The 14,811-nt window shown below is 60.8% G+C and carries 11 protein-coding genes; 4 read left to right on the top strand and 7 right to left on the bottom strand.

From position 1 onward, the window contains the following. The first annotated feature begins 224 nt into the window (after positions 1-224). The 3 genes from AB4N53_RS17675 (at position 225) to AB4N53_RS17665 (ending at position 3,297) form a co-directional block, all read left to right on the top strand. A complete protein-coding gene (locus tag AB4N53_RS17675; RefSeq protein ID WP_460122003.1) occupies positions 225-2,348 on the top strand; it encodes a putative bifunctional diguanylate cyclase/phosphodiesterase in 2,124 nt (707 codons plus the stop codon). 45 nt (positions 2,349-2,393) lie between these two features. Then, positions 2,394-2,885, top strand: a complete 492-nt coding sequence (locus tag AB4N53_RS17670; RefSeq protein ID WP_460122001.1) for a YgjP-like metallopeptidase domain-containing protein — start codon at positions 2,394-2,396, stop codon at positions 2,883-2,885. Positions 2,886-3,000: 115 nt separating this feature from the next. Beyond that, positions 3,001-3,297: a winged helix-turn-helix domain-containing protein gene (locus tag AB4N53_RS17665; RefSeq protein WP_460121999.1), complete on the top strand. Its 297-nt coding sequence runs from the start codon at positions 3,001-3,003 to the stop codon at positions 3,295-3,297. Between the two features lie 96 nt (positions 3,298-3,393). Here AB4N53_RS17665 and AB4N53_RS17660 read toward each other — a convergent pair whose 3' ends face one another. Beyond that, positions 3,394-3,846: a GNAT family N-acetyltransferase gene (locus AB4N53_RS17660; RefSeq protein ID WP_460121997.1), complete on the bottom strand. Its 453-nt coding sequence runs from the start codon at positions 3,844-3,846 to the stop codon at positions 3,394-3,396. Between the two features lie 255 nt (positions 3,847-4,101). On the opposite strand from AB4N53_RS17660, the gene AB4N53_RS17655 reads away from it, so the two are divergent. Next, positions 4,102-4,839 (top strand): substrate-binding periplasmic protein, encoded by a 738-nt coding sequence (locus AB4N53_RS17655; RefSeq protein ID WP_460121995.1) that lies wholly within the window; start codon positions 4,102-4,104, stop codon positions 4,837-4,839. A 111-nt stretch (positions 4,840-4,950) separates the two neighbouring features. Here AB4N53_RS17655 and yccS read toward each other — a convergent pair whose 3' ends face one another. From yccS to AB4N53_RS17625, 6 genes are all read right to left on the bottom strand, one after another. Beyond that, complete coding sequence (yccS, locus tag AB4N53_RS17650) at positions 4,951-7,143, bottom strand: YccS family putative transporter (RefSeq protein ID WP_460121993.1); 2,193 nt, start codon at positions 7,141-7,143, stop codon at positions 4,951-4,953. Positions 7,144-7,372: 229 nt separating this feature from the next. Next, positions 7,373-8,551 carry a BaiN/RdsA family NAD(P)/FAD-dependent oxidoreductase gene (locus AB4N53_RS17645; RefSeq protein WP_460121991.1) on the bottom strand — a complete coding sequence of 393 codons (1,179 nt, stop codon included), beginning with the start codon at positions 8,549-8,551 and terminating at the stop codon, positions 7,373-7,375. Between the two features lie 153 nt (positions 8,552-8,704). Further along, positions 8,705-10,090, bottom strand: a complete 1,386-nt coding sequence (gene dbpA / locus AB4N53_RS17640) for an ATP-dependent RNA helicase DbpA (protein ID WP_024014613.1) — start codon at positions 10,088-10,090, stop codon at positions 8,705-8,707. A 231-nt stretch (positions 10,091-10,321) separates the two neighbouring features. Then, on the bottom strand, positions 10,322-11,749 hold the full coding sequence (gene mdtD / locus AB4N53_RS17635) for a multidrug transporter subunit MdtD (protein WP_042606617.1): 1,428 nt from the start codon (positions 11,747-11,749) through the stop codon (positions 10,322-10,324). 144 nt (positions 11,750-11,893) lie between these two features. Continuing rightward, positions 11,894-13,231 (bottom strand): TldD/PmbA family protein, encoded by a 1,338-nt coding sequence (locus tag AB4N53_RS17630; RefSeq protein WP_460121988.1) that lies wholly within the window; start codon positions 13,229-13,231, stop codon positions 11,894-11,896. Continuing rightward, positions 13,231-14,673, bottom strand: coding sequence for a TldD/PmbA family protein (locus AB4N53_RS17625; RefSeq protein ID WP_460121986.1), 1,443 nt, complete (start codon positions 14,671-14,673; stop codon positions 13,231-13,233). The genes AB4N53_RS17630 and AB4N53_RS17625 overlap by 1 nt, the downstream gene beginning before the upstream one ends. Positions 14,674-14,811 lie beyond the last annotated feature (138 nt).

Below are 14,811 nucleotides of genomic sequence, written 5' to 3'. Positions count from 1 at the left end.
AATTTTTGTTAATGCCCGTACGGCGATTACTTGACGTCAAAGTCCTGTCGAAATGCCATCCCGCCCGGTTTTCGGGGGCTGTAGCGGTGACCGTTAGTCGGGTGGGTTGAGCATTGTTTAAATGATGGCGGGATGACAGCTTCTGCTTTCACCGATCCGCGTCTAGAGTGAAGGCTCAGTACGTCTATGGTTTTTGCCGGTAACGGCTTGATAAGAGAAGCAGCATGGAATGCGCGCAACCCCAGCCAGGTGAAGGCAGCTCGGTCCTTTTGATCGTCGATGATTACCCCGAAAATCTGATCAGCATGCGCGCGTTGCTGCAGCGTCAGGATTGGCACGTGATGACCGCCGCCTCCGGTTTCGAGGCGCTGAACCTGTTACTCGAACATGACATCGACCTGGTCCTGCTCGATGTGCAGATGCCCGGAATGGACGGTTTTGAAGTCGCACGGTTGATGCGCGGCAGCCAGCGCACGCGGCTGACGCCTATCATTTTCCTGACCGCCAACGAGCAATCCCAGGATGCCGTGATCAAGGGCTATGCCAGTGGGGCAGTGGATTACCTGTTCAAGCCGTTCGATCCGCAAATTCTCAAGCCCAAGGTCCAGGCGTTGCTTGAGCACCAGCGCAATCGCCGTGCCCTGCAACGCCTCAGCCATGACCTGGAAGTGGCGCGGGCCTTCAATGCCTCGGTGCTGGATAACGCCGCCGAAGGCATTCTGGTATTGAGCGAGGACGGCGTGATCCGCTTTGCCAACCCGGCGATTTCGCGGCTGCTCAACGCGCCGGTCAAGGATCTGCAAGGCAAGGAGTTTCTCGATTTCCTGCAGAAACCGCACATTCCCCTGTGGGCCGATTCCGAGTTCTACGCCGGCTACCAACGCGGTGAAACCCTGCGTCTGCACGATGCGTTGCTGCGCACGGCGCCCGGACAGCAAGTACCGGTGGCTTTATCCTGCGCGCCGTTGCCCTCGGAACAGCATGCGATGGTGGTGACGGTGCTGGACATGTCGGTGGTGCGTCACTTGCACCAGCAACTGGAGTTCCAGGCGGTGACCGATCCGCTGACCGGTCTGCTCAACCGGCGCGGGTTCTACCAGACCGTGGAAAACCTGCTGTTGCGCGGCGAGCGCAGCGACAGCAGCTGGGTGCTGCTCTACCTCGATCTCGATGGCTTCAAGCGGGTCAATGATTCTCTCGGCCACGATGCCGGCGACCGCGTATTGCGCTGGGTCTCCGAACAGTTGAAGGCGTGCCTGCGGCCGTTCGATATTCTCGCGCGCATGGGCGGCGATGAATTTACCGCGCTGCTGGATCTGGAGTTCCCCGAGCAAGCAGCGAAGATTGCCGAAAAGCTCATCGAACGGGTATCGGTCTGTCAGCAGATCGAAGGCCTGGATATCGTTCTCGGCGCCAGTATCGGCATTGCCACTTATCCCGACTGTGGCCGCAACCTCGACGGCTTGCTGCGCGCATCGGACATCGCCATGTACGAAGCCAAGCGTGCCGGGCGTCAGCAATATCGCTTCTACGATCATGAAATGAACGGTCGCGCCCGCTCGCGTCTGATGCTTGAAGACAGCGTGCGCGAGGCCATCGAAAATCGCGATTTCAATCTGGTCTATCAGCCGCAGGTGGCGATCGGCAGCGGACAGATTCGCGGCTTCGAAGCGTTGCTGCGCTGGCAGCATCCGAGTGTCGGCGATGTGCCGCCGGGGTTGTTTCTGCCGTTGCTGGAAGAGGCGCGCTTGATCAGTCGCCTCGGCAGCTGGATCTATCACCGTGGCGCCGGTCAGCGCAAAGCCTGGGAAACGCTGTTCGCTGAAGATCTGGTACTCGGTGTGAGCTTGAGCAATACCCAGTTCGGCCTGCCGAATCTGGTCACCGAATTGCGCCAGGTCATGGAACGCCATGCGCTGCAGCCTCGGCAACTGGAAGTCGAAGTCACCGAAGAAGCGTTGATGCAAAACCCGGACGAAACCCGCAAGCAACTGCGGCTGTTGCGTCATCTCGGGGTGCGCGTGGCGCTGGATGACTTTGGCTCGGGGCCGTGCTCGCTGGCGCATCTGCGCGATCTGGAACTGGACACACTGAAGCTCGACCGCCACTTGATCGCGCGCTTGCCGGACTCGCCGCGTGATGCTGCGCTAGTGCGCATGGTTCTCGACCTGTGTCAGCAATACGGCCTGCTGGTGATCGCTGAAGGGGTGGAAACCCTTGAGCAATATCAATGGCTGCGAGCCCATGGCTGCGAGTATGTGCAGGGCTTCCTGGTGGCGCGACCCTTGGTCGCCGAGGACGCCGCCCACTTCGCCGAACCGTTTGACTGGAGCGCGCTGGCGGGTTGAATTCGCTACACTTGCGCACCTTTTTTCCAATCGTGCTGCCCGTCCATGACTGTGTTGAAGTACCTCCAGGCCTATCCCGAGCGTTTGCAGGATCAGGTGCGCCAACTGATCGCCGAAGGGCGGCTGGGTGATTACCTCGATCAACGCTATTCGGGGCGGCATGACGTGCAAAGCGACAAGGCCTTGTACAGCTACGCGCTGGACCTCAAGCAGCAATACATGCGCAATGCGCCGGCCATCGACAAAGTGCTGTTCGACAACCGCCTCGACCTGACTCACCGTGCCCTCGGCCTGCACAGCACGGTTTCGCGGGTGCAGGGCGGCAAGCTCAAGGCCAACAAGGAAATCCGCATTGCCTCGCTGTTCAAGGACGCCGCGCCTGATTTTCTGAAGATGATCGTCGTGCACGAACTGGCGCACTTCAAGGAATCGGACCACAACAAGGCGTTCTATAAACTGTGCGAGCACATGCTGCCTGGGTATCACCAGATCGAGTTCGATCTGCGCGTGTACCTGACGTGGCGGGATATGCAATAAAAAGTCTAAAGATCGCAGCCTCCGGCAGCGCCTACAGTTGGAATGCGATCCTTTGTCGGAGCTGCCGAAGGTTCGGGCCGCGTTCGGACGATCTTCTAACGTTGGGAGTGTTTGGATGGATGTCAGCAAGACCAAAAGCAGTTTCTATCGCCGTTTGTACGTGGCTTATCTGATCGACAGTGGCCTGGCGCCGAGTGTGCCGACGCTGACCGAAGTCACCGGCATGCCCCGGCGCACGGCGCAGGACACCATCGCCGCGCTGGCTGATCTGGACATCATCTGTGAATTCGAACAAGAGGAGGGCGCACGCAATCATGCCGGGCGTTATCGGATTCGCGAGTGGGGAGCGATTGATCGCGACTGGATCGAGCGCAATTTGCGGCAGATAAAAGCAGTGCTTGAATACCCCTGATTCCTGCGCCGACAGTTCTGACGTCTTCGCGAGCAGGCTCGCTCCCACAATGGATGTGCATTCCCTGTGGGAGCGAGCCTGCTCGCGAAAGGGCCCTCAGGACCGACGCATCCCGATATGTGGAATGTCATCCTCGAGATATTCCTCACCGACTGCGACAAACCCGTACTTGCCGTAATACCCCTGCAAATGCGCCTGCGCCGACAGATAGATCGGCACCTGCGGCCAGTGCTTTTCTGCCTGTTTCAGCGCCTGTTCCATCATCGCGTGGCCCAGCCCTTTGCCACGGCCGGCGGGTGCGGTCACCACGCGGCCAATCACCACGTCGCCGCCTTGGGATTCCGGGTCGAGCAAGCGCAGGTAAGCCATCAGTTGATCATCCTCCCAGCCCATCAGGTGATGGCTATCGCCCTCCAGATCCTGGCCATCGAGATCCGGATAGGCACATTTCTGTTCGACTACGAATACATCAGAGCGCAGCTTCAACAGGGCGTACAACTGCTCTTTGCCCAGATCACGATGATGTTTGCAGATCCACTCGATTGTCATTTTTCGATTCCTTGAACACGTCGCCCGATACTAAGCGCACCCGCTGCGGATGTCTGCATGGCGTATCAGTCTGTGACAAAGGTCAAAATGCCATCATTCCTTTCTCGCGGCGGCCGAGAGTTTGTGTAATCTGCTGAAGAGCACTGCGCACTGGTTCTCATGAGCTAATGTTCAATGCTTGGGTTTTGCCGGTAAGGGGCCTTGGAATTTGACGTGAAACCACGTCGGGCGGTTGCCCGCTGAGGATGTTCAAGCATGCTGCGATTGCTTCAAGCCGTTGCTTTGATCGGACTGCTGGTGCTGGGCCAGGATGCTGCGGCGCAGAAGCTGCGGCTGGCATTCGATAATTGGCCGCCATTTACCGACGATGCGCTGGTCAACGGTGGCCTGGCCACCGACATTGTCAGCACTGCACTGGCTCGCGCCGGTTATGCCAGCGGTTACGAGCAAGTGCCGTGGGCGCGAGCATTGCTGGGGATTGGCGAGGGGCGTTACGACGTTCTGGTCAACGCCTGGTACAACGACGAGCGCACGCAGATCGGCCAGTTTTCCGGCGAGTACCTGATCAACCGCATCCGCTTCCTCAAGCGTAAAGACGCGCCCATTGAATACAACAGCCTCGAGCAACTGCACACCTATCCGATTGCGGTGGTGCGCGGGTACGCCTATTCCGCACCTTTTGATGCCGACACGGCGATGCAGAAAGTCCCTGTGCACAACTTCGCCATGGGCGTGCGCATGCTCTCGGCGGATCGGGTCAAGTTGACGCTTGAGGATGAGTACGTAGCGAAGTATTACCTCGCCCGAGAATCGGCCAAGGTGCGCAATTCGGTGGAGTTCCTACCCAAGCCGTTGAGTGAGAACAGCCTGCATATTCTGGTCAGCCTGAAGAATCCGCAGCATGAGCAGATTGTTGCCGGGTTCGATCGAGCGATCGAGGCGATGAAGGCTGACGGGACTTATGAGAAGTTATTGCGGCGGCACGGAATGTGAAGGGTGATCCGGCATTTTCGTTGTGGCTGATCACCACTTCGCGAGCAGGCTCGCTCCCACAATTTGAAATGCATACCCTGTGGGAGCGAGCCTGCTCGCGAATGCGTCGTCTCAGGCGCCGCTGATTTCGGCAGTGTCCTTGATCAAATGCGCCGCCAACGTCCGAAGCGGCCCCAATTGCCGGCATATCAGCGCCAATTGCGTCTGCACCAGTCGCTGCCCTTCATCAATCTCCTCCGGCATCTGTTCCAGTTCATTGGCCAGCGCTTCTTCTTCATCACTCTGAATCGCAATCGGCTGCTTGCTCGCCAGGCCTTGGGCGATTTCGTCGATGCTGGTCGCCAGTCTCACCCCGGCGCCTTCGATCAGATGCTCACGCACTTCGGCTGGCAGCTGTGTTTCGCGGTGCGCGCCGAGCCCGGAAAGGTAACTGAGCAAAGTGTGCGACAGCACCAGGAAACGGAAACCGACATCCGCCTCCTTGCGGAAATGCCCCGGCTCCATGAGCATGTTCGCCAGCGTCGTCGACAGCGCCGCGTCGGCGTTGTGCGCGTTGCGTCGGGCCAGGCGATAGGCGAGGTCGTCGCTTTTGCCGGCGGCGTATTGCTGCATGATCTGGCGCAGGTAGATGCTGTTGCAGGTCAGGGTATTGGCCAGCACCTTGTTCAGGCGCCGACCCTGCCAGTCCGGCAGGAACAGGAATACCGCCAGACCTGCGATCAGGCTGCCCAGCAAGGTATCGAACAGCCGTGGTAGGAACAGCCCATAGCCGTCGCCGACCTGATTGAAGCAGAACAGCACCATGATCGTGATAGCCGCCGTCGCAAGGGTGTAGCGGGTGGTGCGGTTGGTGAAGAACACCACGCCGGCAGCGATGGCGAAGCACGATTGCACCACCGGGTTGGGGAACAGATCGAACAGCGCCCAGGCCACCGTCAGGCCAATGGCGGTGCCGATGATCCGCTGGCCGAGTTTGCGTCGGGTGGCGCCGTAGTTCGGCTGGCAGACGAACAGCGTAGTGAGAATGATCCAGTAGCCTTGCGACGGGTGAATCAGGTGCACCATGCCATAGCCGATACTCAGTGCCAGCGGGAGGCGCAGGGCATGGCGGAACAGCAGCGAAGTCGGCGTCAGTTGCGTACGCAGGCGAATCCATACGTCCTTGAGATTGCGCGGTGAGCGGTCGAGCAGGCTGCTGTCGGTAGCATCAGCCAAGGCGTCAGGATTGCTGGCATCGCTGAGCAGGCGATCGAGGGTGCCGAGGTTGGCCGCCAGTGCCCGCAGCGAACGGAGCAGGCCGCGCCACGCCGGGTTGCTCTGGATGCGCAAGTGCTCGAGGGAGGCATGCAGGTCATTCAGGGCTTCGGCGAAACTGGCGTCGTAGATGAACGGCTGGCGCATCTGGATTGACTCGGCCAACGCGCGGCAGGCCTTGCCTTGCTGGCGCAGCAGGCGCTGGCAGCGGAACAGCACGTCGCTGTGGAAGAACGCCTCGGCCAACGCGTTGTAAGGGTAGTGCGAAGAGCTGGCGCGTTCGTGAATGTCCTGCGCGAGGAAATATAGCTTCAAATAGCGGCTGACCTTCGAGCCGGGCCGACCGTTGCCAACCCGGTGCAGGATGATTTCCTTGGCCGTGTTCAGCGCTGCGACCACCCGGCCATTCTGCTGCGCCAGTTCGAGGCGGCGGGCTTCGACGTCCATCTGCCGGATCGGCTCGAACAGCGAGGATTTCAGCTTCAGGTAAAGACCCAGTTCACGGAACAGCCGCGCCAGACTCTGCTGCACCGGTTGATTGGAAAACAGCGCCTGCCACAGCACAGAGAGCAGGCCATACCACGCCGCGCCGGCGACCAGCAGCATCGGTTCATGCCAGAAATCAGTGACCGCGCCGCCGCGCTGATCGACGCCGATCATCGTGTATACGGAGAGAATCAACGTCGCCGAGGCGATCGCACCGTAACGCTCGCCCAGTGCGCCGAGCATGGTCAGGCCGAAACTGGCCAGCGCCAGGGCTACGGCAAAAATGATCGGGTAGGGAAAGAGCAATTCCACCGACAGCGCGGCGATGCTGAAACACACCAGCGTCACCGCCAGAGCGTTGAGACGACCCTGCCAACTGTCGTCGGTCTCGGCCAGGGCGCTGGCGATGATGCCGAGGAACAACGGGATCAGCAGGCCCATTTCATCCTGATACCAGCACAGCGCCATGCTGCCGGTCAGGGCGATGAATACCCGCACGCTGTAGCTGAATTTATCCAGCGCCCACAGGCGCCGCAAAGACTGACGAAACGAGGTCGAGGACATGAAGTGCGAAGGCCTTCCGAGGCGATGCCGCTAAATTGAGCCAGTAATGACGCCGACGCAATGGCGCCGAGCACATCTGACAGCAAAAAGTGTTCCTTTTACTTACACCACAAACCACTGTGGGAGCGAGCCTGCTCGCGAAAGCGGAGTGTCATTCAACATTGATGTCGACTGGTAACCGCATTCGCGAGCAGGCTCGCTCCCACAGGGTTTTGTATTTGGCCTTGAGTTAAGCGTACTGCGCCGCAGCGTAACCAGAGGCCCAGGCCCACTGGAAGTTGAAGCCGCCCAGATGCCCGGTGACGTCGAGCACTTCCCCAATGAAGTACAACCCGGGGCTTTTCAGCGATTCCATGGTCTTGGACGACACCTCGCGGGTATCGACGCCACCGAGGGTCACCTCAGCCGTGCGATAGCCCTCAGTGCCCGCCGGTACAACCTTCCAGCTGCCGAGCTTCTCGGCAATCTCCGCCAGTTCCGCGTGGGTGTACTGCTTCATCGGTTTGGAGACAAACCAGTTGTCCGCCAGCAGATTGGCCATCTTCTTGGTGAAGATCTCGCCAAGCAAAGTCTTCAGCTCGCTGTTCGGGCGTTCGGCGACTTGCTGTTGCAGCCAGCTCGCCGCGTCGTGATCCGGCAGCAGGTTGATCTCCACCGTGTCGCCGGGCTCCCAGAACGAAGAGATCTGCAAGATTGCCGGGCCACTGAGGCCGCGATGGGTGAACAGGATGTTTTCGCGAAAGCTCTGCTCGTTGCAGCTGACCAGACAATCCACCGAGGTCCCGGACAGCTCTGTGCACAACTCTTTGAGTTGGTCGGTGATGGTGAACGGCACCAGACCGGCGCGGGTCGGCAGCAGTTCATGGCCGAACTGTTTGGCGACTTGATAACCGAAACCGGTAGCGCCCAGGGTCGGAATCGACAGCCCGCCGGTGGCAATCACCAGCGACTGGCACTGGACCTGGCCGAGGGTGGTGTCGAGCAGATAACCGCTGTCGGTTTTTTCGATGGTCTGGATCGAGGTGTCCAGATGCAGCTCGACGCCGGCCTGATCGCACTCATCAAGCAGCAGGCCGAGGATGTCGCTGGATTTGTTATCGCAGAACAGCTGGCCGAGTTTCTTCTCGTGGTAGGGCACGGCGTGTTTGCCGACCAGAGCGATGAAATCCCACTGGGTGTAACGCGCCAGCGCCGATTTGCAGAAATGCGGATTCTGCGAGAGGAAATTGCTCGGTTCGGTGTACATGTTGGTGAAATTGCAGCGACCACCACCGGACATGAGGATTTTCTTGCCGGCCTTGTTCGCGTGGTCGAGCAGCGATACCTGACGCCCGCGCCCGGCGGCGGTCAGGGCACACATCAAGCCGGCGGCGCCAGCGCCAATGATCACGACTTCGGTAGAGCGCAAAACGGTGTCCTCTTGGTGGGTCGCTACAAAACAAACTGTGGGAGCGAGCCTGCTCGCGAAAGCGTTGTGTCATTCAACAATGATGTCGACTGACAGTTTGCATTCGCGAGCAGGCTCGCTCCCACAGGGGATCTCCTATGGATGGAAGATCGCTTACAGAATACGTACGCGCAACGAGCGGCCCTTGATCTTGCCGTCGTTCAAACGCTGTAACGCCTGCATGGCCACGGTGCGCTCGACAGCGACGTAAGCCTGGAAATCGAAGATCGCGATCTTGCCAACCTGCGCACCGGGAATGCCCGCTTCGCCGGTCAATGCGCCGAGGATGTCGCCCGGGCGCACCTTGTCTTTACGGCCAGCACCAATGCACAGGGTGGTCATCGGTGGTTGCAGCGGCGCCAGGCCCTGGGACTTGAGGTTGTCGATCTGATCCCAGTTCAGCGGCGCTTTCTGCAGTTGTTCGATGGCTTGCGCGCGATGAGCTTCGGACGGAGCGACGAGGCTGATGGCGATGCCTTTCTCGCCCGCGCGACCAGTGCGGCCAACGCGGTGAATGTGGATTTCCGAATCGCGCGCCAACTCGACGTTGATCACCATGTCCAGCGCATCGATGTCCAGACCACGGGCGGCGACGTCGGTGGCGACCAGCACCGAGGTGCTGCGGTTGGCGAACATCGCCAGCACTTGATCGCGGTCACGCTGTTCCAGATCGCCGTGCAGGCCTACAGCGGAAATGCCTTTGGCGGTCAGGTGATCGACGGTTTCCTGCACTTGCTGCTTGGTGAAGCAGAACGCCACGCAGGACGCCGGACGGAAGTGGTGCAGGACCTTGGTCACCGCACTCATGCGCTCTTCCGGGGAAATCTCGTAGAAGCGTTGCTCGATCTGCGTGTCGTCGTGGAAGGCTTCAGCCTTGACGGTCTGCGGGTCGCGCATGAATTTCGAGGCCAGTTGCTTGATGCCCACCGGGTAGGTCGCGGAGAACAACAGAGTCTGGCGACGCTCCGGGGTCTTGATGATGATGTCTTCGATGGCGTCGTAGAAACCCATGTCGAGCATGCGGTCGGCTTCGTCGAGGATCAGCGTGTTCAGGCCATCGAGCACCAGCGAACCCTTGCGCAGGTGCTGCTGAATGCGCCCTGGAGTGCCGACGATGATGTGCGCGCCGTGTTCCAGCGAAGCGATCTGCGGGCCGAACGACACGCCGCCGCACAGGGTCAGGACCTTGATGTTGTCTTCGGCGCGGGCCAGACGGCGGACTTCCTTGGCCACCTGATCGGCCAGTTCGCGGGTCGGGCAGATCACCAGCGCCTGGCACCCGAAGTAGCGCGGGTTGATCGGGTTGAGCAGGCCGATGCCGAACGCGGCGGTCTTGCCACTGCCGGTCTTGGCCTGGGCGATCAGGTCCATCCCCTTGAGGATCACCGGCAAGCTCTGCGCCTGGATCGGCGTCATCTGGGCATAACCGAGTGATTCGAGGTTAGCCAGCATGGCGGCGGACAGCGGCAGAGTATTAAAAGCGGTGGCGATGGTGGTCACGGGACTGGCCTGCAAAACAAAATGTCGCGCAGTGTAGCAGCCCCGTGCCGGTTTCCTCGACAGTTCTGGACGAACAGCCCCAGAGTTTCTCTGACTGGAGATCAGTCTGTGTGAGGGACCACACTCCCCTGTAGGAGCTGCCGAAGGCTGCGATCTTTTGATTTTGCTTTAAAAAACAAGATCAAAAGATCGCAGCCTTCGGCAGCTCCTACAGGGAGTCCTTCAGCATAATCAGTGTTCGATGTGTTCTTGTGGACGTTTAGCGCGCCGGCCGTCTTCCTTCGACAACTGCGAGAAGATCGTTGCCGCCAGCATCGCCATCACGCCGACCGTGACGAAGGTCAGTTGGAACGCACCGAGCACGGTTTCCACGCCATCGTTGCCGACTTTCGCAGTGAAGCCGCCGAGCAGCGCACCGGCGCAAGCGACGCCGAGGCTCAGCGACAACTGCGCGACCACCGACAGCAAACTGTTGCCGCTGCTGGCGCTGGCATCGTCGAGGTCGATCAGCGTCACCGTATTCATCGCGGTAAATTGCAGCGAGTTGATCGCACCCAGCACGGCTAGCAGGCACAGCAGCAGCCAGTACGGCGTCTGCTCGCTGACCAGGCCCATGCTCGCCAGCATGATCCCCAGCGCCAGCGTGTTGCCGGTGAGGACGATGCGATAGCCGAGGCGTTCGATCAGCGGCCGCGCGACCCACTTGGCGATCATCGCTGCGGCGGCCAGTGGCAACATGCTCATCCCGGCTTGCGACGGCGAGTAACCCAACGCCACTTGCAGCAGTAGCGGTACCAGAAACGGCAGGGCGCCGCTGCCCAGTCGCGCGAAGAGGTTACCGAGGATGCCCACGGCGAAGGTGCGGGTCTTGAACAATGACGGCGCGAACAACGGGTTCTCGATATGCCCGGCGCGCAGCCAGTACGCGGCCAGACAGGCCATGCCGGCGAACAGCAGCAACATCACCCGCAGGTGCGGCAGGTGCAGTTCGCCAAGGCCTTCCATGGCAATGGTGATGAGGATCATCGCCGCGCCGAACAGCAGAAAACCGAGGCTATCGAAACGCGTGCGCTCAGTGCCGCGCAGGTCGGGAATGAATTTCCACACCGCATAACAACCGATCACCCCGACCGGCAGATTGATCAGGAAGATCCAGTGCCACGTCACGTATTCCACCATCCAGCCGCCCATCGTCGGGCCGATCAGCGGGCCGAGCAGGCCGGGAATGGTGATGAAACCCATGATCCGCACCAGTTCCGAGCGCGGGTAGGCGCGCAGCACCACCAGCCGCCCGACCGGCAACATCAGCGCGCCGCCGAGGCCCTGAATCACCCGCGCACCGATAAGCATGCTCAGGCTGCTGGACAAGGCGCAGAGCAGCGAGCCGAAGCTGAACAGCAGAATCGCGCCGAAGAAGATTTTCTTGGTGCCGAAGCGGTCGGCGATCCAGCCGGAGGCCGGGATCAGCAGGGCCACGGTAAGCATGTAGGCGATGATCACGCCCTGCATGCGCAACGGGTCTTCAGCGAGATCGCTGGCCATGGCCGGTAGCGCGGTGTTGAGGATGGTCCCGTCGAGGGACTGCATGAAGAACGCAATGGCGACGACCCACGGCAACCAGCGTGCGGTGATGGCGTCGAGAGGCGGGCGGTTGGGCATGGAACCTCTTGTGTCAGTGCATATTCAGAGTCGAGCGCGGTCAGTGTGGGAGCGAGCCTGCTCGCGAAGAGGCCATTTCATTCAACATTGATGTCGATTGATCTACCGCTTTCGCGAGCAGGCTCGCTCCCACAGGTTTTGCATTTACAGCGTCAGCGTGAGTCGGCTGACCAGTGCCCCCGGCAACAGCGCTGACGAGGTATTGCGCTGGCTGTAGGTACTGGCCGACAGCAGCAATTCGCGTTCGGTGGTCAACGCTTCCAGCTGCGAACCGAGCAGGTTATAGGCGCTGTCGTCGAAACGCATGGTGCTGACCGGCGCCTGAATCTCGCCGTTCTCGACCCAGAAGGTCGCGAAGCGGGTCATGCCGGTCATGCGTGCCGCCGGTTGATCCGAGTAGTTCAGGTACCACAGGTTGCTGATGTACAGGCCGGTGCCCAACTGCTTGAGGATCTCTGCTTGCGACAGATCACCGGCGGCCATGTTCAATGCGCTGGGCATCTCGCCGCCACCCGCACCGTTCGCCGCCAGACCATATTCGGCGGCGCTGCGCGAGCCGACCAGTTGATCGCCGGCCCGGCCTTCGATGATCAGACGCAGATCGCTGCGCGGATAACCCTCGGCGGAAAACGCCGGACTCAGGGATTCGCTGACTTTTTCATCCAGCGACAGCAGCGGGCTGAACGCCTGATCGCCGACATAGAGCTTCTGCAGCGGGCTGCTCTTGCTGGCAATCGACTGCGCGGAAAACCCGCCCCAACTGAGCATGCCCATGATTTCTTCCAGCGCCGCCGGTGCCAGATAGGCCCGGTACTGTCCCGGTGCCAAAGTGCGTAACGGTCGGCCGAGAAACTCCAGCTGTTCGCGGGCCTGGGCGAAACGCCGGGCGAAACCCTCGTCGCTCCAGTCGTGCCCGGCATAGCTGGCCTTCACCGCTTCGCCGTTTGCGTGGAACAGGCTGAAGTCGAAATTGAAGCTGTTGGCTTCATGCCAGCCGAACGCGCCGGCAGAACTGGCGAAACCGCGGCTGATTGGACCGGCAGCATAAAAACCGACCAGATCGAGACCTTCAGCGGCGGCGCAGATTTGCCCGACGACATCTTCCGTGTCCGGCAGCGGATGTGCTTGTACGTGCGTGCTCTGCCAGCTGTTGTGATTGAGCAACAGGTACGGATCCTGCGGCAGCAGCGGCAGGGTTTCGCGCAGTTGTTGCAGGCCCTCTGCGAGCCGTTGCAGATCGGCTTCCTGATCCCCGGACAAGGTGATCTGCAGGTCGGCGTGGCGACCGTCGTCGATCAGTTTCAGGCCGACGTTGGCCTGTTGCACCTGCCCGGCCTGACGCACCTTGGCGTGATTGAAGCGCACGAACGCCGAGGCTTCGGCGGCGTAGCTGAGCGTGAACTGTTCCGGCTCGCGCACGCTGTCGCGCAGCCAGTTGACCATGACCTTGAAGGCGTCGGACTGACGCTTCGAAATGCTCATCAGGCGTCTCCCCCAAACACATCAATGTTGCTGAATACGCAGGCCGGCGAAGCGTGGCCGACGCGAATCACCTGGTTCGGTTCGCCCTTGCCGCAGTTCGGCGTGCCCAGCACCTTGACGGTGTTGGCATCGCCGACGGCGCGCAGGCTCTTCCAGAAGTGCGCGGAAATGGCCCGGTAGTTGGGATTTTTCACCACGCCTTTGAGTTCACCGTTCTCGATCAACTGGCCCCATTCGCAGCCGAACTGGAATTTGTTACGCGCATCGTCGATCGACCACGAACGGTTGGTGCTCATCAGAATGCCGTGCTCGATACCGCCGATCATCTGCTCCAGCGTCTGATCGCCCGGCTCGATGTTGAGGTTGGCCATGCGGTCGATCGGCGGTCGGTTCCAGCCGCAGGCGCGGCTGTTGGCAACACCGTCGAGGCCGGCGCGATATTGCGACAATGCTCCGCCCAGCGGCCGCAGCAAGAGGCCGTCGCGAATCAGGAATTGTTTGCTCGCCGCAGTGCCGTCGTCGTCATGGCCGTAGCTGGCGAGTTCTTCCGGGATGCCCGGATCGAAAGTTACGTTGAGCAGGTTCGAGCCGTATTGCAGGCTGCCGAAATCGCCGGTCTTGACGAAACTGGTGCCGGCGTAATTGCGCTCATCGCCGAGAATGCGGTCGAGCTCCAGCGGGTGACCGATGGATTCGTGGATCTGCAGCATCATCTGATCGGGCATCAGCAGCAGGTCGCGCGGGCCTTGCGGCGTGTTCGGCGCGAGCAGCAGTTGCAGGGCCTGATCGGCGACTTGCGGACCGGCACCGACCAGGCCGCAGCGGCTGATGACATCGGCGCCACCCTGCTGGCCGAAGTTCTCGCGGCCGAGGCTGCGGGTCTGGCTGTCGTTGCCGTTGTAAGCGGTGACGTCGAGGCTTGGATAAACGAAGCGCTGGGCCTGACGCAATTCAGCGCCGGCGCTGCTCAGGTAGATCTGCTCGACATGGGTGATGCCGATGCTCACCTGCCAATTGACCAGACGCTCATCCTTGGGCACCGCGGCGGATTCCGCACCGAGCAGATCGAAGCATTCGCTCAGGGACGGGAAGGGCTGTTCGAGGTTAGGCGAAAAATAATCCGCGCGGTCGCTGGAAAGCGGCTGCTCGCGCAGATCGAGCAAGGCGTGCGGCTTGAGGCGGCGGGCCTGTTGCTCGGCGCGGTCGAGGGCGGCTTGCAGGCCTTGTTGCGAGAGGTCATTGGTCGCCGCGTAGGCTTCGACGCCATTGACGCGTACGGTGAGCATCGCCCCTTCATCGCGGCTCAGGCTCGGCGGTTCGGCGACGTTCTTGCGCACCGACAGGAACTGCCCGGACTCGCGCACATACCGCAGAGAAAAAAATTCAGCGCCCGTGCGCAAGGCAGCAAAGCGCTGCTTGAGCTGGGGGTGGAAATCGAACATTCGGGAACCTCCTTGTAATGGAGTTGCGGCATGGCGACAGCGGGGAGGGATGAAACGGTTGCGCGAGGTCTAGAGTAGGCCTGCGTGGGGGTAGGATCAAGTGAAGAGGGGGTGTAGGGGGTTTTACTGTGGAGCAGG

It is taken from the genome of Pseudomonas sp. H3_E04 (assembly GCF_054668915.1).
The sequence above is the reverse complement of the archived record's forward strand: the minus strand, read 5'-3'. Positions and strand labels throughout refer to the sequence as shown.